The 20,585-nt window shown below is 63.8% G+C and carries 20 protein-coding genes; 12 read left to right on the forward strand and 8 right to left on the reverse strand.

Translation table 11 applies throughout. From position 1 onward, the window contains the following. The first annotated feature begins 38 nt into the window (after positions 1 to 38). Positions 39 to 1,514, forward strand: a complete 1,476-nt coding sequence (nhaC, locus tag Har1129_RS10500; protein WP_151100605.1) for a Na+/H+ antiporter NhaC — start codon at positions 39 to 41, stop codon at positions 1,512 to 1,514. Between the two features lie 125 nt (positions 1,515 to 1,639). Next, positions 1,640 to 3,463: an L-aspartate oxidase gene (locus tag Har1129_RS10505; protein ID WP_151100606.1), complete on the forward strand. Its 1,824-nt coding sequence runs from the start codon at positions 1,640 to 1,642 to the stop codon at positions 3,461 to 3,463. Between the two features lie 36 nt (positions 3,464 to 3,499). Here the strand turns inward: Har1129_RS10505 and Har1129_RS10510 are convergent, their stop codons facing one another. Then, a complete protein-coding gene (locus tag Har1129_RS10510; RefSeq protein ID WP_151100607.1) occupies positions 3,500 to 3,871 on the reverse strand; it encodes a hypothetical protein in 372 nt (123 codons plus the stop codon). 121 nt (positions 3,872 to 3,992) lie between these two features. Here Har1129_RS10510 and Har1129_RS10515 point away from each other — a divergent pair, with 121 nt between their 5' ends. Then, the gene (locus tag Har1129_RS10515; RefSeq protein ID WP_151100608.1) at positions 3,993 to 5,120 is read left to right on the forward strand and encodes a CapA family protein; all 1,128 of its coding nucleotides are present in this window, start codon (positions 3,993 to 3,995) and stop codon (positions 5,118 to 5,120) included. A gap of 37 nt (positions 5,121 to 5,157) precedes the next feature. Here the strand turns inward: Har1129_RS10515 and Har1129_RS10520 are convergent, their stop codons facing one another. Both Har1129_RS10520 and Har1129_RS10525 read right to left on the reverse strand, forming a co-directional pair. Beyond that, a complete protein-coding gene (locus Har1129_RS10520) occupies positions 5,158 to 5,877 on the reverse strand; it encodes a DICT sensory domain-containing protein (RefSeq protein ID WP_151100609.1) in 720 nt (239 codons plus the stop codon). 10 nt (positions 5,878 to 5,887) lie between these two features. Continuing rightward, a complete protein-coding gene (locus Har1129_RS10525; protein ID WP_151100610.1) occupies positions 5,888 to 6,268 on the reverse strand; it encodes a transcriptional regulator in 381 nt (126 codons plus the stop codon). A 97-nt stretch (positions 6,269 to 6,365) separates the two neighbouring features. Between Har1129_RS10525 and Har1129_RS10530 the strand changes: the two genes are divergently transcribed. After that, complete coding sequence (locus Har1129_RS10530) at positions 6,366 to 6,977, forward strand: translation initiation factor IF-2 subunit beta (protein ID WP_004593474.1); 612 nt, start codon at positions 6,366 to 6,368, stop codon at positions 6,975 to 6,977. A gap of 33 nt (positions 6,978 to 7,010) precedes the next feature. On the opposite strand, the gene cysK is transcribed toward Har1129_RS10530, so the two are convergent. Then, positions 7,011 to 7,940, reverse strand: coding sequence for a cysteine synthase A (cysK, locus tag Har1129_RS10535; protein ID WP_151100611.1), 930 nt, complete (start codon positions 7,938 to 7,940; stop codon positions 7,011 to 7,013). Between the two features lie 119 nt (positions 7,941 to 8,059). Between cysK and Har1129_RS21210 the strand changes: the two genes are divergently transcribed. After that, the gene (locus Har1129_RS21210; protein WP_255518344.1) at positions 8,060 to 8,185 is read left to right on the forward strand and encodes a hypothetical protein; all 126 of its coding nucleotides are present in this window, start codon (positions 8,060 to 8,062) and stop codon (positions 8,183 to 8,185) included. 19 nt (positions 8,186 to 8,204) lie between these two features. Here the strand turns inward: Har1129_RS21210 and Har1129_RS10540 are convergent, their stop codons facing one another. Continuing rightward, a complete protein-coding gene (locus Har1129_RS10540) occupies positions 8,205 to 8,906 on the reverse strand; it encodes an SOS response-associated peptidase (RefSeq protein ID WP_151100612.1) in 702 nt (233 codons plus the stop codon). A 34-nt stretch (positions 8,907 to 8,940) separates the two neighbouring features. Continuing rightward, positions 8,941 to 10,590, reverse strand: coding sequence for a thiamine pyrophosphate-binding protein (locus tag Har1129_RS10545; protein ID WP_151100613.1), 1,650 nt, complete (start codon positions 10,588 to 10,590; stop codon positions 8,941 to 8,943). 156 nt (positions 10,591 to 10,746) lie between these two features. Between Har1129_RS10545 and Har1129_RS10550 the strand changes: the two genes are divergently transcribed. From Har1129_RS10550 to Har1129_RS10565, 4 genes are all read left to right on the forward strand, one after another. Beyond that, positions 10,747 to 11,133, forward strand: coding sequence for a hypothetical protein (locus Har1129_RS10550; protein WP_151100614.1), 387 nt, complete (start codon positions 10,747 to 10,749; stop codon positions 11,131 to 11,133). A gap of 62 nt (positions 11,134 to 11,195) precedes the next feature. Further along, complete coding sequence (locus Har1129_RS10555; protein WP_151100615.1) at positions 11,196 to 12,428, forward strand: TIGR00300 family protein; 1,233 nt, start codon at positions 11,196 to 11,198, stop codon at positions 12,426 to 12,428. 498 nt (positions 12,429 to 12,926) lie between these two features. Then, complete coding sequence (locus Har1129_RS10560; RefSeq protein WP_151100616.1) at positions 12,927 to 14,417, forward strand: ATPase domain-containing protein; 1,491 nt, start codon at positions 12,927 to 12,929, stop codon at positions 14,415 to 14,417. 6 nt (positions 14,418 to 14,423) lie between these two features. Beyond that, positions 14,424 to 15,824 (forward strand): PAS domain S-box protein, encoded by a 1,401-nt coding sequence (locus tag Har1129_RS10565; protein ID WP_151100617.1) that lies wholly within the window; start codon positions 14,424 to 14,426, stop codon positions 15,822 to 15,824. Positions 15,825 to 15,833: 9 nt separating this feature from the next. Here Har1129_RS10565 and Har1129_RS10570 read toward each other — a convergent pair whose 3' ends face one another. Both Har1129_RS10570 and Har1129_RS10575 read right to left on the reverse strand, forming a co-directional pair. Beyond that, on the reverse strand, positions 15,834 to 16,700 hold the full coding sequence (locus Har1129_RS10570; protein WP_151100618.1) for a ZIP family metal transporter: 867 nt from the start codon (positions 16,698 to 16,700) through the stop codon (positions 15,834 to 15,836). A 45-nt stretch (positions 16,701 to 16,745) separates the two neighbouring features. Next, on the reverse strand, positions 16,746 to 17,453 hold the full coding sequence (locus tag Har1129_RS10575) for an SDR family NAD(P)-dependent oxidoreductase (RefSeq protein ID WP_225307801.1): 708 nt from the start codon (positions 17,451 to 17,453) through the stop codon (positions 16,746 to 16,748). A gap of 95 nt (positions 17,454 to 17,548) precedes the next feature. On the opposite strand from Har1129_RS10575, the gene aroA reads away from it, so the two are divergent. The 3 genes from aroA to aroC all read left to right on the forward strand — a co-directional run bounded on the left by aroA (position 17,549) and on the right by aroC (position 20,585). Beyond that, a complete protein-coding gene (aroA, locus tag Har1129_RS10580) occupies positions 17,549 to 18,838 on the forward strand; it encodes a 3-phosphoshikimate 1-carboxyvinyltransferase (RefSeq protein WP_151100620.1) in 1,290 nt (429 codons plus the stop codon). 103 nt (positions 18,839 to 18,941) lie between these two features. Continuing rightward, the gene (locus Har1129_RS10585) at positions 18,942 to 19,337 is read left to right on the forward strand and encodes a hypothetical protein (RefSeq protein ID WP_151100621.1); all 396 of its coding nucleotides are present in this window, start codon (positions 18,942 to 18,944) and stop codon (positions 19,335 to 19,337) included. 48 nt (positions 19,338 to 19,385) lie between these two features. Then, positions 19,386 to 20,585: a chorismate synthase gene (gene aroC, locus Har1129_RS10590; RefSeq protein ID WP_151100622.1), complete on the forward strand. Its 1,200-nt coding sequence runs from the start codon at positions 19,386 to 19,388 to the stop codon at positions 20,583 to 20,585.

The following is a 20,585-nucleotide window of genomic DNA, read 5'->3' on the forward strand; positions in this document are numbered from 1 at the left end:
GTCGGGGTCCGGCCGGATAAGCACGACGGGGTGCAGTAATGGTCGAGTTCGAACCCCGACTGTTCGACGACATCGACCCATCTGAGCGACCGTCGCTGGGTGCCGCGCTCGTGCCAATCGCGGGAATGATCGTGTTCCTCAGTGTGGGCCTCATTGCCTTCGATCTGGACCCACAGTTCCCGCTGTTCTGGGGGATTGCGTTCACCGGCCTGTTCGCACGGTATCACCTCGGGCTGTCGTGGGATGACCTGTACGACGGCATTGCCAGTAGCCTGCTCATGGGGATGCGGGTGATTCTCATCATGTTCACCGTCTACGCGCTCATCGCGTCGTGGATTCAGGCGGGCACGATTCCCAGCCTGATGTACTTCGGTTTAGAGCTGTTCACGCCGACAGTGTTTCTCCCAGTAGCGGCAATCCTCTCAGCTATTATTTCCTTTGCCGTGGGTTCGTCTTGGACGACAGCCGGGACGCTCGGGGTGGCACTCATCGGTATCGGTTCGGGGCTGGGCATCTCGGAACCGATGACTGCCGGTGCGATTCTCAGCGGGGCCTACACGGGAGACAAACAGTCCCCGCTTTCGGATACGACGAACCTCGCCGCCGCAGTGACGGACACCGACCTGTACGAGCACATCAACGCGATGCGGGCCGGCACGCTCGCCGCGTTCACGATTGCCGTCCTCCTGTACGCCGGCCTCGGGCTGCGGGCCGCCGGGGCCATTCCTGCTGACCGCGTCGCGTCCATCCAGACGGCAATCGAGAGCACGTACGTCGTCTCGCCGCTCGTGTTTCTGCCAGTGGTTGTGACCTTTGGACTTGCGCTACGCGGCATCCCCGCGCTGCCGACCCTCGGAACTGGGGTCTTCGCGGGCGTTGCGACGTCGATGCTCGTACAGGGAACCGGATTCGGTGCAGCTTGGTCGGCGGCACAGTCCGGGACAGCGCCGGAGACGGGCATGGAACTCGTGAACGGACTTCTGGAGAGTGGCGGACTGACCGGCGGCGCGTGGATCGTGACAATCGCGATTGCCGCACTCGCGCTGGGTGGCCTGCTCGAACGTGCTGGCGTGCTCGCGGTACTTTCCCACCATCTCGGGCGACTCTGCCACAGCGTCGCGAGCCTGACAGGCGTGACCGCTGTTTCCGCGATTTCGATGAATATTCTCGCGGCGGAACAGTACGTGAGTATCGTGGTGCCGGGGATGACGCTCGGTAATCTGTACAACGAACAGGGGCTCAAGAGCCAGAATCTCTCCCGGGCCATCGAAGCGTCAGGAACGACGACGAGTGCGCTTATCCCGTGGAGCAGCGGCGGACTGTTCATGGCCGGAACGCTCGGCGTCCCGACGCTGGAATACGCCCCGTACTACTTCTTCGGCTTTCTCTCGCCGCTCGTGTTGCTGTTCATGGGCGTCACCGGCTGGCAGATCGTCTACGCGGACCGCGCTGACGCCCAAGACACGGCCGCGAAGTCCGGCGGTGCCGGGTCAGTGACGGCGGGCGAGGACTAACCGGCATTGCGCTGCCAACAGTAGCGAACGCGTGACTGTGGCTGCATACCGTTCCGTCTGGCTCCGGGCTTTCGCGTACGCGTGCGCGCGAAGCCCTGATAAGTCCACAGCCCCTACACTATATGATGACACCACAGAAGCCATTCGCTGACGGCGAGCAGGCTGCCGACAGTCGGGCGAGCAATGCAGGCCCGGCGGTCGACTACGAGACGGTGTCGGTGCCAGTGCTGGTCGTCGGCGCTGGCGCTGCCGGGGCACGAGTCGCTATCGGGCTCGCCGAGAACGGTGTCGAGCCGCTGGTCATCGGCAAGCGAGACCACGGCGATGCACACACGACATGGGCCGCCGGCGGCATCAACGCCTCGCTGGGGTCGCTTGACCCCGAAGACGACTGGACGATTCACGCCGCGGACACGCTGGACGAGGGCCACTTCATCAACGACCCGAAAGCGGTCGAGCTGACGGCCAAGCATATGCCGGACCGCATCCGGGAACTCGACGACTGGGGGATGCCGTTTGACCGCACCGACGAGGGGAAAATCAATCAGCGGTACTTCGGCGCGCAGTCGTTCCGCCGGACCTGCTTCGTCGGCGACCGCACGGGCGAGGCGATGCTGAATACGCTCGTCGACAAGGCTCAGTCGCTCGAAATTCCCTATCGCGACAACGTGATGATTACGCGCCTGCTGTCGGACGGCGACCGCGTCTACGGCGCGGCCGGCTACGACATGGAGAGCGGCGAGTTCATCCTCTTCGAGTCGGACCACGTCGTTCTGGCGGCGGGTGGCTCCTCCGCCCTGTACAACCGCCACTCCTCACGCGACGAGGAGAACAACGGCGACGGCCCGGCGCTGGCGCTCGACGCCGGCGCGTCGCTGATGGACATGGAGTTCGTGCAGTTCCACCCGACGGGGATGGTTGGCGACCGCTACGGCGAGGACTGGGACGGCCGCCTCGTCACCGAAGCGGTCCGCGGGGAAGGTGGTCGGCTGCTCAATGCCGATGGCGAGCGATTCATGGAAGAGTACTCGCCGGACCAGATGGAACTCGACGCGCGGGACGTGGTGGCCCGCGCCATCGCACAGGAACTCCGCGAGGGCCGTGGAACGGAGAACGGCGGGGTCTATCTGGACATCTCCCATCGCGACGACGAGTACATCAAATCGCGGCTCCCGCGGATGTACGAGCGGTTCATGGACCTCGGCGTCGACATCACCGAGAAGCCGATGGAAGTCGCGCCGACCGCCCACTACTCGATGGGCGGCGTCGACATCGACTTCGAGACCGGCGAGACCGGCGTCGACGGCCTCTACGCCGTCGGCGAGACGGTAGCGGGCGTGCACGGTGCGAACCGCCTCGGCGGGAACTCGCTCGCGGAGACAGTTGCCATCGGCGCGCTCGTCGGCGACCACGTCGCGGCGCAGGTGACAAGCGACGACCGCGACGACATTCTGCCGGACGGGCAACGCGCCATCGCCGAGCGCGAGTTCCGCTCGCTGCGTGAACTAGAGGCGTCGGACGGCGACGAGACGCCAGAGGAGCTGCTAGCAGACCTCGGCGACTTGCTGTGGGAGCACGCCGGCATCCTCCGCTCGGAGGAATCGATGTCGGACGGACTCGAAACGCTCCGCGAGCTCCGTGAACGGACGGGGCATATCGGCATCGATGGCGACCGGACCAGCCTCTCGTTCGAACTCGCCGTCGATCTCTCGTTCAGTCTCACAGTCGCCGAGGCGCTGCTTCTGGGCGCGCGCGAGCGCGACGAGTCCCGCGGCGCACATTACCGAACCGACGCGCCTGACGTCGACCCGGACTGGCGGCGGAACATCCTTGTGGACCGCGGCGACACCGGGCTCGAACTGACGACCCGCGGCGTCGCCGAGCCGAGCGAGGCCGTCAGCGAGGCGGTCGACGTCGGCTACGAACTCGACTACCACCACCTCGAATAGGCTAGTCCACACCACGGCTCGCCCGTAGTTGTTTTTTCAGTCCCGGTAGGCGCAGTGGAAGCCGGCGACCTGCTGGTAAAACGTCGGAATCACGTCCGTCCGGAGGTCCGCGTCAGAATCGTCCTCGAACTTCTGGCGCGTGAACTCCCGGGCGTCTTCGATGGCCGCTTCGACGTGGGGTGGGACACCGGGTTCGTCAATCGTGCCGATGTAGGCCCAGATGAACGCCCCCTCCAGCGTGTCGAAGAACGCAGATGTCGGCTCGAACGTTGGTTCGCCGTCCGCCGCGATTCGGTTGTACGTCCGACTGATGAGGACGCTGCCGTCATCGAGACCGTGGTCGGCAAACGACTCCGTGGTCGTACACTCTTCGTCCGCGCCGTGGTCACGCGTGGTGTCGCCAGACATACCTGAACGGACGGTAGGTGACTAAAAGTAACCGTCTAGTGTGTGTCCAAATACCACACAGGCCAACTGCCTTTTTAACGCACCGAGATTCAAGACGGTCCCAGCCGATAGTGTAGCCACTGTGGCACTGACTCGTCGAACCGTCCTCGCCAGCGGCGGCCTCGCACTCGGGGGTCTCACCGCCGTTTCGGGGTGTCTGGGAGCCACCCGTGACGCGGACGTGTCGTGTCCGCCATCGGTCCCGACCGATGCGTCCCTACGCATCGGCTTCGTCGGCGACGTGATGCTGGGGCGGAGCGTCGACGAACGCTGGCGCGGTGCCCCGGACGGACCGACGGCTATCTGGGGGTCGATGCTCGATCGACTCCAATCACTCGACGGGCTGGTGGCGAACCTCGAATGCTGTGTCTCGGACCGCGGCGAGCCACGGCCCGGCCGGCGGTTTCACTTCCGAGCGAGTCCCGGGTGGGCCGTGGCCGCGCTGGACCGCGCCGGCGTCGCCTGTGTCGGACTGGCGAACAACCACCTGCTCGATTTCGGCCCGGCAGCGCTGACTGACACGCCGGCGCATCTCACCGATGGCGGAATCGCGTCGGCGGGCGTTGGCGGCAGCCGAGACGGCGCGTTCGAGCCAGCGGTCGTCGACATCGCGGGGCTCTCAGTCGCCGTCGTTTCGGTGACCGACCAGTCGCCGAGCTATGCTGCCGACGCCGACAGCCCCGGCACGGCTTACGCACCGCTCGACCCGAACCATCCGCTGACTCGCCGCCGCGTCGGGGGTACGCTGGCAACGGCCCGTGACGCCGACCCCGACCTGCTCGTCGTCACTGCCCACTGGGGGCCAAACTGGGTGACCGCACCGAGCGAGACACAGCAGGCGTTCGCCCGCTGGCTGATAGACAACGGGGCTGACGTGGTCCACGGCCACAGCGCCCATGTCGTTCAGGGCGTCGAGGTGTACCGCGGTCGGCCGATCATGTACGACACCGGAAATTTCGTCGACGACTACGCGGTCAAGGCCGGCTACCGAAACGACCGGAGTTTCCTGTTCGAACTCCGTCTCGACGACGGTCGGCTGACCGCGCTCGGACTGACGCCGGTCGAGAACACGTACGCGCAAGTCGGGCGCGCCAGCGAAGCGGTGGCGGAGTGGCTCCGGGAGACACTCAGGGCGCGCTCTCGGCCCTTCGGGACGCCGCTGGAGCGTGACGGACTCGGGCTCCGAGTGCCGCTTTCGTGTCCGAACTAGCATCCGCTGTGTGTCCGAGACGGCGCGGCTTCGGCCGCTACTCGTCAACGGCCACAACCGCTGTCATGATCTCGTCGACGAGCCGTGGGTGGTACGTCCAGACGCCACGAAACGGTCCGCCCTCGGTTTCTTCGGCGACGAGTGCGCACTTGTTCTGGTCGTCCCCGGCGGCGTCGAACGCCAGCAGCCAGACCGATTCGAGGGCATCGTCCGTGAGCGGATGGAACGTGATCCCGGGTATCGTCGGCGGCTCCCAGTCGGCCTGTCCGTACACGTGGATGTCGAGGGCCGTGTCGCTGGCAAGCGTCTCATACCGGGCGCGCTGAGAGCGGAAAATCGACAGCGACTGGAAACTCACTCGAAGGGTTCCCGCCCCGACGCGGTAGGCCCTGTCCTCGAACTCCTGAGACGTTGCGAGCAACTGTGCCGGCGTGAGCGAGGACAGGAGCGTGTTCGCGAGCGCCGAGCGAAGGAGCTGCCGGCCCGGGTCGCTGTCGGGCGTTCCGTAGTCGTCGGAACCTATCGTCGGCTGACACAGAAACGCCTGCAGCGCAGTGAGCGGGACTGTCTCGGCGAACGCGCCGTTACGATGGATGACAACAAACGCGTTCTGGTTCCCGGTCGGGAGTTCCTGCCAACTGGCATTGAGCCCCTGAGATGCCAGACGCTCGGCGGCAGTCGCCGTTGTGGGCGGGCCGTACACAGTCATCGCCACGTCCGAGTCCTCGAAGCGCCGGAGGAATGTACTGACTGTCATCGATGCACGATCAGTCTCCGTGGTCTGCCTCAGCGGTCTCCAGATCGGTTATCGTCGCTAGAATCTCGTCCGTCGACGGCGACAGCGATGCCAGTGTTGCGGTCTGCTGGGCAGCGTCGTAGCTAATAACGCCAGCCTCATCGAGAACGGGGAGGTGGCGGTGGTGAAGCGCAGTACGGGTAGCATCCCAGTTGCGGGTGTCGGTGACCCGCCCGCGCGCTCTGGTCCAGCCCACGATCACATCAGTGAGTTCCGTGGTTGTGGCCGACCCGTGTTCGGCGAGATAGGTGTATATCATCCGCCGGGGCTCGGCCGCAAGCGCCCGTAACAGCGTATCGAGTCGCTGGGACGATAGTCCCGATGTCTCCACGCGCTGTTCGTGTCGATCCATGTCAACCAATTATCCGCTCTCGGTATTAATATCACTGGCCGACAATTAATCACAGATGTGACGGAATCCATTTACGTGCCAGCACCGTCTAAGATGTATGAACTACGAGTCCGCCCTACAGCGTGCGTATGACGTGCTACCAGACCAGCCCCGGGAAGCCGGCGAACGGCTCTCGATTCCAGATCCCGAAGGCCAGACGGACGGTGCGTTCACACGCCTGACGAATCTGGAAGCTATCGCCGACGCCGTCTCGCGGGACGCACAGCATCTCCACCGGGCCATCCAGCGCGAGTTCGGGACCAACGGCCAGTTCGACGGCGGCGAAGCCCGCTACAACGGGTCGTTCGACACCGCTGACTTCGATGCCGCCGTAGACGCGTACGTCGCCGAGTACGTCACCTGTTCCGAGTGTGGCCTGCCCGACACCGTCCTCAAGAACGAAGACGGCGTCGATATGCTGCGCTGTCAGGCCTGTGGTGCGTTCCGCCCGGTCGCCAAGGGCGCGAGTTCGAACACCCAACAGGACCGACCCACGCTCGAAGAGGGCGAGACGTACGAGGTCAAGATCACCGGCACCGGCCGCGAGGGCGACGGCGTCGCCGAGAAGGGGAAATACACCATCTTCGTCTCCGGCGCACGCGAGGGCCAAGTCGTCGAGGCCTACATCGAAAGCATCAGCGGTACGCTGGCGTTCGGTCGAGTCGCGTAAGGGCAGTTTTCCCGCAGCGTCGCAACGCTTCGCTCAGTCCCAGAGATCCGTCGAGAGGTACCGCTCGCCGGTGTCCGGGAGGACGACGACCACCGTCTCGTCGGGATTCTCGGTGGCGTACGCCGTCGCCGCGTGCAGTGCTGCCCCCGAGGAGATACCGACCATAATCCCTTCCTCGCTGGCAAGGCGGTGAGCGGCCTCCATGGATTCCCCCTTGCTCGCGGTCCGTACCTCGTCAACGAGATCACGACGGAGGATATCCGGCACGAAGCCGGGGCCGATGCCCTGAATGTCGTGGCTGTCCGGGTCATCCGCTGACAGCAGTTTCGACTGGTCCGGTTCGACGGCGACGGAGGTGAGGTCTGCACCGACTTCTTCCTCGATGTATTCCGAGATGCCGGTTATCGTGCCGCCGGTCCCGACGCCGGCGACAACGGCGTCCACATCGCCGTCGGTATCGGCCCAGATCTCGGGGCCTGTCGTCTCACGGTGGGCTCGCGGGTTCGCTTCGTTCTCGAACTGCCGGGCGCGGACAGTGCCGGGCGCGTCCGCGAGTTCGTTCGCGCGCTCGATAGCGCCGCTCATCCCGCCGTCAGCTGGCGTAAGTTCGAGGTCCGCGCCGAGCCCAGACAGTAACTGTCGTCGCTCCTCGCTCATCGATTCGGGCATCGTCAGCACGCAGTCGTAGCCCCGTGCAGCGCAGACGGCGGCCAGTCCGATGCCGGTGTTGCCGCTGGTCGCTTCGACGACTGTCCCGTCGTCGGGAAGAGCACCGGACTCGGCGGCCGCCTCAACCATGTACAGCGCGATGCGGTCCTTGACCGAGTAGGGGTTCGCCGCTTCGACCTTGCCGAGCAGATTATCCGCGACGCTGTCGAGACAGACAAGCGGCGTGTCGCCGATGAGCGCAGTCACACTGGATGCGACAGTTCCCTCGTCGTCTCGCTGAGCATACGACTGCATACGTCGGGAAAAGACCATTTGCCGACGTAACGTTGCACCCAAAATACTGAGGGTATGATACATTCACTCGGTTCCGAGTCTCCAGAAACTTATGTGGTCCCAACGCGACCGTTCCAGTAATGCCCGAGATCACCGTCTCTGAGGGCCTGTACCGACAGCTATCCGTCGCCGAAGATCAGGTCGACGAAGACACGCTTTGGAAGATGCTGCACCAGTTCAAGCGACAGAACACGCCGAGCGAGTAACGCCGATACCCAGCCATCGCTATCCGACCGGTTCGATGAGTTCCGGCGAGTCGTTGGCAGGGCTGTTGACCGCTGACGAAACCGGGTAGGTCTGCATAGCCCCGTCATACGGGTCAAGCAGCGCGGACACGTCGTCGGCGCTGCCGCGCAGCCACGTCGATTCCTCATCGGGGTCGAGGATGACGGCCATCCGGTGATGGAGGTCGGCGACAGTCTCGTTCGGCTCGGTCGTCACAATCGTGAACGACTCGACGATATCGTCTTCCTCGCCCGAGTCGCCGCCGCTTGCGCCGAACTCCCCCAGCCCGGTCTGGCGCTGTGGCGGCTCCCACCGCTCGTACAGTCCCGCCATCGCGAACAGGTCGTCATCAGGCAGTGCCACGCGGTACGGTTGCTTCCCGTCGCTCGACTCGACCCATTCGTAGAACCCATCAGCAGGGACCAAACAGCGCCGGGACTCGTAGGCCTCTGCGAACGACCGCTTCTCGGCAAGCGTCTCGGCGCGGGCGTTGATGTGCCCGTGGTCCGTTCGGTTGTCGGCCCAAGCGGGAATCAGCCCCCACTCCATCCGCTGGATTGTACCGGGCGACTCGTCGGTGATGACCGGCAAGTCTTGGCTCGGAGCGGCGTTGTATCGCGACTCGTACTCGAAGGCAAACTCGGCGTCGAACCGCGCCTCGACGTCTTCGCGGGGGGAAAACAAACTGTAGCGGCCACACATAGCCTCCTTTTGTCGTCGCCGCTGGATAAATCCACTACTCGCTCATCCACTCGCTTGCCTGTGGCTCCGCCGGGTCGGTGCTGATTTCGACGAGCGTCGGCGCGTCCGTTTGAACCGAATCGCGAACCGCTGTGCGGATTTCGGACGGCGTGTTAGCTTGCACGGCGTCCATCCCCATTCCGTTCGCGATAGTCACGAAATCAAGCGGCGTCCCGTCCCAGCTGTACGCCTGCTGTTCGAGGTCGTAGCTGCGGCCGGCCTCCTCGCTGATAATCGCGTAATCGTCATTGTTGAGGACAACGACAGTTATGGGAAGCTGTTCCGCGACTGCCGTGTGGAGTTCGTGTACACACATCATCAGTCCGCCGTCGCCAGTCAACGCAACGACGGGCGTGTCCGGGTTCGCTAACTGTGCCCCAATCGCCGACGGCAGTCCCGTTCCCATCGTCGCCCACGATCCGGGGTTGACGTAGCTGCGTGGCCCGTGTGCCTCGAACGTATTCAGTGCCCAGACGCGGAATCCACCGGCATCGACAGCTGTGATGGCCTCCTCAGGGAGTTCACTTCGGAGCGTTTGTAGGGCTTGAACAGAGGAGAGCGGTGGGTCCGAATCCACGAGCGGTTCGATTCGACGTGCAGTGGCATCACGGACAGCCTGTGCGCGTTCGGTACCGTTTGCTTTCGAGGCGGGAGCGGTATCAGCCGCCGCGATGGTGTTCTCAAGCGCCGTCATCGCGTCCGCGGCATCTGCGAGGATGCCGACGGTCGGGTCATAGCCCGTACCGAGGTCATCGGAGTCGATGGTAACGTGGACGAGTGTCTCGGGTAGTTCCACGGACCATCCGCGTGTCCCGTGTGCGTCGAGGTCGGAGCCGACGGCGAGCATGACATCGGAGTCGGCGAGACAGTCGAGTAGTTCGGGGCTTGCACTCCCACTCAGGACGCCGGCGCTGAGGTCGTGGTCCTCCGGGAGCACGCCTTTGCCTTTGTACGTCGTCACGACGGGCGCACCGAGTCGTTCGGCGAGGCTTCGGAGCGCCGCTGTCCCGTCCGATGCTCGGACACCACCGCCCGCCATGATAACTGGCATCTCGGCCGCGAGCAGGTGCTCGGCGGCGGCTGCGACTTCCTGTTCCGGGACCTCGCTGGGCGACGGCGTCGCGGGTGTACTTGCACCGGCAAGTGGAACATCCTGTTGTAGGAAGTTTTTCGGGATACCGACCCTGACCGGTCCTTTTGGAGCGGTCTGGGCGGTTCGCACTGCTCGGTCGATTGTCGCCGCTGTCGTCTCAGGGTTTTTCAGCAGTATGTTCTCCTTGACGACGTTGTCGTAAGTGTCGGGCGGCGTTTCGTGAATCGCATCACCACCCCGGAGTGCTGGCTCGGTTTCGATAGCGAAATGCACCAGCGGCGTGCAGTCGTTCAGCGCGTTTTTCAGGCCGTTCATCGCGTTCATGTCGCCCGGGCCGGGGACGACAACAGTGCTGGCTATCTGCCCGCTCGTTTCCGCATAGCCCCATGCCTGATGTGTGACCGCGGTTTCGTGTCGTGCTACGACAAAGCGGATATCGTCTCGGTTGCCGATAGCCTCGTTCAGCGGGAGAGACTGCTTCCCCGGGATCCCGAAGACGGTATCGATGCCGTTCGCGACGAGACGGTCTACCACCGCCAGACTAACGTCCATACTGACTCCTCACTCGTAAGACAATTCACTCTCATGACTTTACTTCGCCGCCGGCCATGCTAGACCGCACCCGGTCGCCACGGACGCCGGGGATCTATACTACCGATCCCACACAGCCCGCGAATTTAAATCCGAAAGCGCCCAACTACGTGACAGATGACCACGGACCCCTCGTTCAGCATCCCCGCACACCCACAGCGGCGCTTTCCCCACGGGAGCGGGGTCGAATACGAGGGCGGGACGGAGTTCCGGCTCACCCCAGCACAAGAGCGGACGACACCGGAACTCGCTGAGACAGTCGTCGACATCCTTGAGGCCGGGCCGTATCGCTACGGTGATTTCCACGACCTGCCGATGCCGCTGTGGCTGGTCCGTGACGAGGAAACGACCGACGTATTCCGCGTCGCCGTCCGCAGCGGGACAGTGCGATTGCACGTCCTGCCGACCACGGAGTCCGACGGGCTCAAGCGGTTCTTCGAGCGCCTGTGTGCGGCCAACACAGAGAGCTCGTGGGCCGTGCAACGGCACGTTGACGGGCAGTAGCCGGGCCGCCGGGGTAGCACAGACCCAAAACCGTCTTACACACCTGCCCCCATGTCTTCGCCATGACAGTCTCTCGCGAAGTCGAGCTAGAGGGGCACATCATCGACTCCGGGATGATGCAGTCCTGTTTCGGTATCATCATGGATCTGGGCGGCTCCTTCTCCGTTCAGGAGTTCGATATCGGCCGCCACAAAGACGAAGAGTCCTACGCGCGGATGCTCGTCGAGGCCGACGACGAGGACCAGCTCCAGTCGATTGTCCACGAACTCCACCAGCACGGCGTCAATCCTTCGGACCCCAAAGACGCCACGCTCGTCCCCGCGCCCGACGATCAGGTTGTCCCGCACGGTTTCTACTCGACGACGAACCACCCGACGTTCATCCGCCACGACGGCGAGTGGATAGCAGTCGAAGACATGGAGATGGATTGCGCCGTAGTGGTAGAAGACAGTGGAGACGGCCCCCAAGCCTACACCAAAGTTCTCAACGCCATCGAGGAAGGCGACATGGTCGTCACTGACGAGACCGGGATCAAAGTCCAGCCCCCGGAGCGGCCACGCGATTCCGGCGGCGCGTTTGGCTTCATGCAGGGCGGTGTCTCCTCAGAACGACCGTCGGAATCGACTATCCGCAAGATCGCGAACGCGATCAAGGAGACGAAAAAAGAGGGCGGCAAGGTGATGGCCGTCTGTGGGCCGGCACTCATCCACTCCGGTGCGCGTGAGGACCTCGCCCGGCTCGTTCGGGAGGGCTACGTCGATATGCTGTCGGCGGGGAACGGCTTCGCCGTCCACGACATCGAGCGGGACATCTACGGCACGTCGCTCGGCATGGACACCGAGAGTCTGGACCATCCGCGCCACGGCCACAAACACCACATCTACGCCATCAGCGAGGTGATTCGCGAGGGCGGCATCGCCGAGGCCGTCGAATCGGGGACCATCGAGTCCGGCGTTATGTACGAGTGTGTCGACAACGACCGCCCGTTCGTTCTCGCGGGCTCTATCCGCGACGACGGCCCGCTCCCGGACACGATCACTGACGCCGTCGAGGCCCAGAACGCCATCCGAGAGCAGGCCCACGAAGCCGACATGGTGTTGATGCTCTCGACGCTACTGCATTCGGTCGCCGTCGGAAACTGCCTCCCCTCGACGACACGGACCGTCTGCGTCGACATCAACCCCGCGACGGTGACCCAACTGCTCGACCGCGGGTCCGCACAGGCGGTCGGGATGGTCACCGACATCGGCACATTTGTCCCGATTTTAGCTGAGCAGTTGCTTGGTGAAGAGTAGGCAGCCACGAGCGACGCGAGTGGGCATTTTTCGCCCACGTTTTTTTACCGAGTGGTGTGCGACCGCTGGGAGCGCACCCGACGGTAAAAAAGGTGGATTGTGGACATTTGTCCCGATTTTAGCTGAGCAGTTGCTTGGTGAAGAGTAGGCAGCCACGAGCGACGCGAGTGGGCATTTTTCGCCCACGTTTTTTTACCGAGTGGTGTGCGACCGCTGGGAGCGCACCCGACGGTAAAAAAGGTGGATTGTGGACATTTGTCCCGATTTTAGCTGAGCAGTTGCTTGGTGAAGAGTAGGCAGCCACGAGCGTCGCGAGTGGGCATTTTTTCGTTCACATTTTTTGTACTGATTCTGGGTGGGCAATTGTTTCAGGGAGAGCAACATCAGTCGAAGCGGTGTAAACAGCAATGTAGTCGCAATTACTGTTTCGAGCGGCACCAATTATCACTCGTTGACCTCTCGCGAGATGCTTATTACCCGCCATCCGATACTCCTTCTATGACCGCTCCCGCGCGGCAGTTCACGCAGCTTTCCAGCGGTATCTCCGGCCTCGATTCGCTTCTCAGAGGAGGACTGGTAGAAGGGCGGCTCTATCTCGTTATCGGGCCGCCCGGAACCGGCAAAACACTGCTTGGCACGCAGTTTCTCGAAGCAGGGCTTGAGGCAGGCGACGACGTACTGTTCATTCATGCCGAAGAGTCGGCTGCCGACCTGCTGGCGAACACTGCCGAACTCGGTATCGACATCGGCGATGCGACGTTTCTCGATGTCGGACCCGACTCGGAGTTCTTCATGGAGGCCGAGTCCTACGACGTGGTCAAGCCGCGAGATGTCGAGGACGGCCACCTGATTTCGGATATCCGCGAGGCTATCGAGCGAGTCGATCCGGACCGCGTGCTCATCGATCCGATCACGCACTTTCAGTATCTCGAACCGACCGAGTACCAGTTTCGCAAGCGCGTCATCTCCTTCGCACGCTTTCTACAGGACAGGGAGACGACCGTGCTGGCGACCAAAACGCCGAGCAACCAGATGGACACCCAGCTCAGGTCGCTCAGTGACGGTATCATTTCGCTCAGTCACGGCGACGAGAGAGCGGGCCGGCGGATTCGACTGCGCAAGCATCGCGGCATCGGCCAACAGGACGGGTCACACGGGATGGAAATCCGCGAGTCCGGCGTCGAGGTCTACCCGGCGCTCGAACCGGAACGACGGACGCGGTCGTTCGACCCAACACAGTTCTCCGCCGGAGTTCCGGAACTGGACTCGCTTCTGGATGGCGGGCTCGAACGCGGGACAGTGACGATTCTCAGCGGCCCGTCCGGCGTCGGCAAGTCGACGACAGCCACGGAGTTTCTGGCCTCCGCAGCGGGAGACGGGTCCCCGGCACTCACCTACCTGTTCGACGAGTCAATCGACACGTTTTCCCACCGCTGTGAGACGTTCGGGATACCGCTCTCGGAGCGACGTGACGAGGGGACGCTCCTCGTCGAGGAGGTGGAATCGCTCGCGCTGTCGCCCGAGGAGTTCGCGAACCGCGTGAAGAGACAGGCCGCGGAGCGCGGGGCCGAACTCGTGGTTATCGACGGCATTGCGGGCTACAAAAACGCCATCAAGCACGGACAGGACGACGTGGAACTGCGTCGACGGCTCCACGCCCTGACACAGCATCTCACGCGCGAGAACACCGCCGTAATCCTGATCGACCAGCGCCGAGACGTGACAGGCCTGCACGAACCGACGAGTGAGAACGTCAGCTACCTCGCCGACAACATCGTCTTCGAGAACTACATCGAGGTCGAGGGCGAACTCCAGCGCGTTGTCGGCGCACTGAAAAAGCGCGTCGGCGGATTCGAGACGGTGCCCCGCCGGTTCGAGATAACGGCCGACGGCCTGCAAGTCGGTGACCCCGTCTCGGGGATGCACGGCGTGTTCGAGGGCGTTCCCGAACGGCATGGAGACAGCAGCGGCCCCTCGTCCACTCGCTAACCACCGATGGCTGACATCCAATTACTGCTGGCTGGCGATGGCAACCGGGAAGCACTCGCCGCCGTCGTGGCCGAACACCACACGCCGGTCACGGACACCGAGTTCCGGGAAGCCGACCTCCACATTGTCGACGAGTCATCGTTTCCGAAATACAAATCTGCGATAGACCAGTACAAACAGCGGTCTGATCCGGTGTTCTGTCCCGTGATTCTGATCCGCCGGGAGAAGACACCCGTCAGGGTCGACCTCCCCGATATCGACGCCGCCGAGCAGCCACTCGTCGTAAACGATATCGTGACCGCGCCGGTGGACACGCAGGCGCTCTTTCGAACCATCGCGAACCTCCTTGCCCGGCGAAGCCACACCGAGGATCTCGTCGAGGACCTCAGGGAGCAAAACAGCGAACTACGGCGGTTCAGAAACGCTGTCGAGCATGCGGGTCACGCGATTCTGATAACGAACGTCAACGGTGTCATCGAGTACGTCAATCCGGCGTTCGAGGAGTTAACTGGGTTCAGCGCCGACGAAGCGATCGGCCGGACACCGCGAATACTCAAGTCCGGTGAACAGGGCGAGCAGTTCTACGAACGGCTCTGGGACACGATCTGTCGCGGCGATGTCTGGACGAGCGAGATCGTAAACGAGCGCAAGTCAGGTGAGCGGTTCATCATCAACCAGACCATCGCTCCGATTCAGGATGAGGATGGGACGATACAGGGGTTCGTCGGGATGCAGGACGAAATCACCGGTCGCCGGCTGCGCGAGCAACAGCTCACCGTGTTCCATCGGATTCTCCGGCACAATCTCCGCAACAACGGGACGACAATCAGCGGCCGTGCGGACATTCTGTCAGAGTTAGTCGACGACGACGACGCGCTCGACCATCTTGAGACTATCAAAGCGAACGTGCAGTCCCTGCTCGACATCAGCGAGAAAGCCCATCACGTACAGGAACTGCTCGCAGACTCACTGACCGACAATGTCGAGCGCGAACTCGGAGACGCCCTCAGTGACATCACGGAAGGTTTGGCCGCAGCATACCCCGACGGCGAGTTTGTCGTCGAAAGCGACCCCGTCTCGTCTGTCTCGATAGACGCAAAGGTCATCCCAGCGATGCAGGAACTCATCGAGAACGGGATCAAGCACTCGGACGCGTCGGCACCCCGAGTCACTATCCAGACGGAGCGCCACGACTCGACAGCGACAGTGACGATTGCGGACAACGGGCCGGGGGTCCCGGACCGGGAGCGGCGGGTCATCGAAGCGGCGGACGAAAAGCCGCTCGAACACGGGTCCGGGCTGGGGCTGTGGTTCGCGTACTGGCTTATCAGCTACGTCGGTGGCGATATCGACATCCAGACCGACGCTGACGGGACGAGCGTCGCCGTGACTGTACCCGTGCGGTGACTGCGAACGTCAGATAGCGACCCACGCCAGCACGATGACAGCGGCGCCGACCACCGTCGACCCGACGGCGTGCGTTCGGAGCTCGTCGAGCAGGTCGTGGGAGTGGTCGTGTAGTTCACAGACCTCGTCGATTTCGCTGCCGGCCTCACAGTTCGGCAAGAAGTCCATCGCGACGTGGAGGAAGATGCCGGCGGCGAACCCGAAGATGACTGCGTTGAGAAGGGCGGACTCCGGGACCGGAAGCAGCGCGGACGGAATCGCTGTCAGGCCGACGCCAGCCGCGGGGAGCAACAGGGCAGTCGCAGACTTGCCGCTACGGCCGAGCCGCCGGGCGGCGGCGTAGCCGGCCGGTCCTTTGTGCGAGACGATAGCCAGACCGAGCAGGATACCCAGTTCCGGCATCGAGGCGTAGACCAGCCCGATGACCAACCCGGCCGAGAGTGCGTGGGCGGCGATGGCGAGCGTCGTCATATCGAAGGCGGTCTCAACGTGGGTCAGCCGGTGGCCGATAGTGTGGGTGCCATAGCCGGTGACCAGCCCGGCAGCGATGCCGACACCGCCGATTCGCGCTGCACCGGCCTGACCGCCAAGCCCCATCGCCTGCGGGACGAGGAACATGGCCGCCGATGTGACCATCGCCCCGCTCGCGAGCCCGTAGCCCCAGACCAGTCGGTACGGGTTTGTCTCGTCGGCCCGCGCACCGAGCCACGCGCCCAGCCCCATTGCGATGAACGCAACCCAAGAAATAACGAGGACTTTGCTCGCCCCGCCGGTGACGGCGACGGCGGACAGGACTACGAGGCCGACGACACTCGCGATGCCGGCGGTGGATATGCGGCCAGTATTATTAAAAACTGAGTCTGAGTTAATAGACATTATCTACAATCATCGGGTTGTTACTAATAAACCCATCGGTGGCGGTCACCGCGTCGCTGATCGATAGTCGCCCCAGTCGAGGACACCGCCGTCCAGCGCTGACGGAGCAGCGTCCCGGAGCGCCCAGAGAACCATTTCGGCGACAGCTGCTGGGTCGCGTCCGCCGTCACCGGAGAGGTCCGTCGCGACCTGTCCGGGGTCGACCGCCCCGACTGGGATATCGAGGTCTGCGGCGAACCCACGGGCGACAGCCTCCGCGGCGGCCTTCGAGACGGCGTAGGAACCGTAGCCGGGCATCCCCTGACGGGCGACGACGCCCGTCGGAACGACGACGCGGGCGTCCGGACCGAGGTGAGGAACGGCTTCTCGGATCGTCGAGAACACGCCGCGAGCATTCGTCCGAAGGTGGTCGTCGAACGCGGCGTAGGACTCCTCGGTGAGCGGCGTTTCGCCGGCGGTTCCGTGGTAGACGCCAGCATTGGCGACGACGTACTGTATTGCCCCGTTGCCTGCGCGCGTGGCAGTTTCGACCAGTCGTTCCACGTCGTACTCATCGCGAACGTCCGTCCGAATCGCGGTCACGGAGCCACCCGCGTCCCGGATATCGGCCTCGACACGCTCGAGCGCCTCCGCGTCACGGGCGCAGATGACCGTCTGTGCACCCGCGCCCGCTACCGCGTGGGCTATCTGCTCGCCGATACCTCTACTCGCACCCGTGACGACAGCGGTCGCAGTGTCCATCTCTGGGACCATAGCGATGCTTCCGATGCCAGCCACAAGGTCGTTGCTCTCACCCTCGGTGGGGTGGGAGCGGTAGTCTCTTGTCGAACGCCCGCTACCGACCGGGCATGGACATCACGATTGCCGAATCAATGGTCGAGGGGACAGCGCAAGCCCCGCCCTCGAAAAGCTACACGCACCGGGCGGTGCTGGCCGCAGGCTACGCCGACGGCGCAGTCGTCCACGACCCACTTGTGAGCGCAGACACGAAGGCCACGATGCGAGCAGTCGAGGCCTACGGCGGCAGCGTCTCACTGGCAGAAGACGAATCGACAGTCGAAGTCACGGGCTTCGACGGTCGCCCGGAGACACCGGACGACGTCATCGACTGCGCCAACAGCGGGACGACGATGCGACTGGTCACTGCGACGGCCGCGCTACAGGATGCTCTCACAGTTCTCACCGGCGACGAGTCGCTCCGGTCGCGCCCGCAGGGGCCGCTGCTCGACGCCATCGGACAACTGGACGGCGACGCCGAATCCACGCGGCGGAACGGTCAGGCCCCACTCGTGGTCGGCGGCAGCATCGACGGCGGTGCCGTCGAAATTCCCGGTGACGTGTCCTCGCAGTACATCACCGCGCTCCTGATGGCCGGGGCTGTCTCGCCGGAGGGCATCGACATCGACCTGACGACCGAACTGAAGTCGTCGCCGTACGTCGACATCACGCTGGAAGTGCTGGACGATTTCGGCGTCGACGCCGAGAAGACCGACGCCGGGTTCGCCGTCGACGGGGGGCAATCCTACGCGCCCGAAGGCGGTGCCTACAACGTCCCCGGGGACTTCTCGTCGATGAGCTACCTGCTGGCAGCCGGCGCGCTCGCCGCCGAGGACGGCCTGCGCGTCACGTCGGCGTTCCCAAGCGCTCAGGGTGACGCCGCCATCGTCGACATCCTCGACCGGATGGGGGCCGACCTCGACTGGAACGAGGAAAACGGCGAAATCACCGTCTCACAGTCCGAACTGACCGGCATCGAGGTCGGCGTCGAGGACACGCCGGACCTCCTGCCGACCATCGCGACGCTGGGGGCTGCAGCCGACGGCGTGACCCGGATTACCGACGCCGAGCACGTCCGCTACAAGGAGACCGACCGCGTGAGCGCGATGGCCGACGAGCTCACCAAGATGGGCGCTGAGGTCGAGGAACAGCAGGACGAACTGTTCGTCTACGGCGCTGACAGCGACCTCGTCGGCACGACCGTCGAAGGCCGCGCGGACCACCGCATCATCATGTCACTGGCCGTTGCGGGTCTGGTCGCCGACGGCGAGACGACAGTGACCGGCGCGGAACACGTCGATGTCTCCTTCCCGGATTTCTTTGACGTACTCGATTCGCTCGGTGCTGCTGTCCAGCGATAAGCCCCGGCAGGCGTGAGTACACCGTGTTTTGCAATGAAAGAATACTATGTATCTGATAGATAAGTGCGCTTATATTGGGTGAGGAATATTTACAACACACGTTGTGAATCGAACAGACGTCTCTGAGCAATCTACTCCGGAGGCCACGACAGTCCTCTACGTCGATGACGACCAGTTGTTGCTCGATTTGCAGGCGGATATCGCCGACGAACGCGAGGCAATCGAACTAGTTACGACACCGAACACCGACCGGGCGATGTCACTGCTGGCTGACCACGGGTTCGACTGCGTGGTGGTCGGAAGCAGGCGAACCGTCTCGACACCGGGCAGGATCGCTCGTGAAGTCCACACAGAATATCCGGAGGTGACGCTGGTCCGGTACACTTGGGAGCCGTGGCAGGGCGACGCGGGCGAGGTGTTCGATGCAGTCTTCAAGAAACAGGTCAAGCCGGCGGGGACAGTGCAGCTTCTCGACCGTGTCAGGTGGCTCGTCGACTGACGAGCGCATCTACAAGGTTCAAATGCCCCCAACCCCGACACCACTGTAATGAACGGCAACGAGTTCGGTCGTCTGTTCCGCATGACGACCTACGGCGAGTCCCACGGGGAGGCGATGGGCTGTACCGTCTCCGGCGTTCCGGCGGGCGTCGAACTCTCCGAAGAGGAGATACAGAAAGACCTCGACCGGCGCAAGCCCGGCCAGTCGATGATTACCACCTCCCGCGGCGAACCGGACAAAGTGACGATCAACTCAGGGATTCAGGACGGCTACACCACGGGCACGCCCATCGGGATGGTCATCCAGAACAAGGACGCCCGCTCGGGCAAGTACGAGCCGTTCATCACGGCTCCGCGACCCTCCCACGGCGACTACACTTACTCCGCGAAGTTCGGGACCCGGAACTGGGGCGGCGGTGGCCGCTCCTCCGCTCGGGAGACGGTGAACTGGGTCGCCGCCGGCGGCGTCGCCAAGCAGGTCCTCGAACAGTCCGACTACGACGTTCAGATCAAGGCCCACGTCTGCCAGATCGGCGACGTGGAATCGGGGCCGGTCACCTTCGAGGACATGCTCGAACACAGCGAGGAAAACGAGGTCCGCTGTGCTGACCCCGAGGCTGCCGAGGAGATGCGCGACGTGGCCGACCAGCACCAGAAAGAAGGCGACTCCATCGGCGGTGCAATCTACTTCGAGTGTCGCGGCGTCCCGTCGGGTCTGGGCGCGCCGCGGTTCGATAGCTTCCCGTCCCGGCTCGGACAGGCGATGTACTCCATCCCGGCCGTCAACGACTTCGAGTACGGCATCGGCCGCGAGGCCCGGACGACCAAGGGCAGTGAGTACACGGAGAACTGGGAGTGTAGTGAGGACGGCCACCCGACACCGGTCGGCAACGACCACGGCGGTATTCAGGGTGGCATCACGACCGGCCAGCCCATCTACGGGGAAGTGTCGTGGCACGCGCCGGTATCGATACCCAAGACCCAGAAGACGGTCGACTGGGAAACGGGCGAGGAGAAGGAGATTACCGTCACCGGCCGACACGACCCGGTCCTGCCGCCGCGGGCGGTCCCGGTCGTCGAGGCCATGCTCGCCTGTACCGTTCTCGACTTCATGCTCCTTAGTGGCCGCATCAACCCAGACCGACTCGACGACCGGCCCGGCGAGTACGACACCGACTACCATCCATCCAGCCCGCAGAACGACCCCGAGGACGCGGACACCCACGCAAAGACCGTCGACGAGGAGTAA

The organism is Haloarcula sp. CBA1129, from assembly GCF_008729015.1.
Lineage (GTDB): Archaea > Halobacteriota > Halobacteria > Halobacteriales > Haloarculaceae > Haloarcula.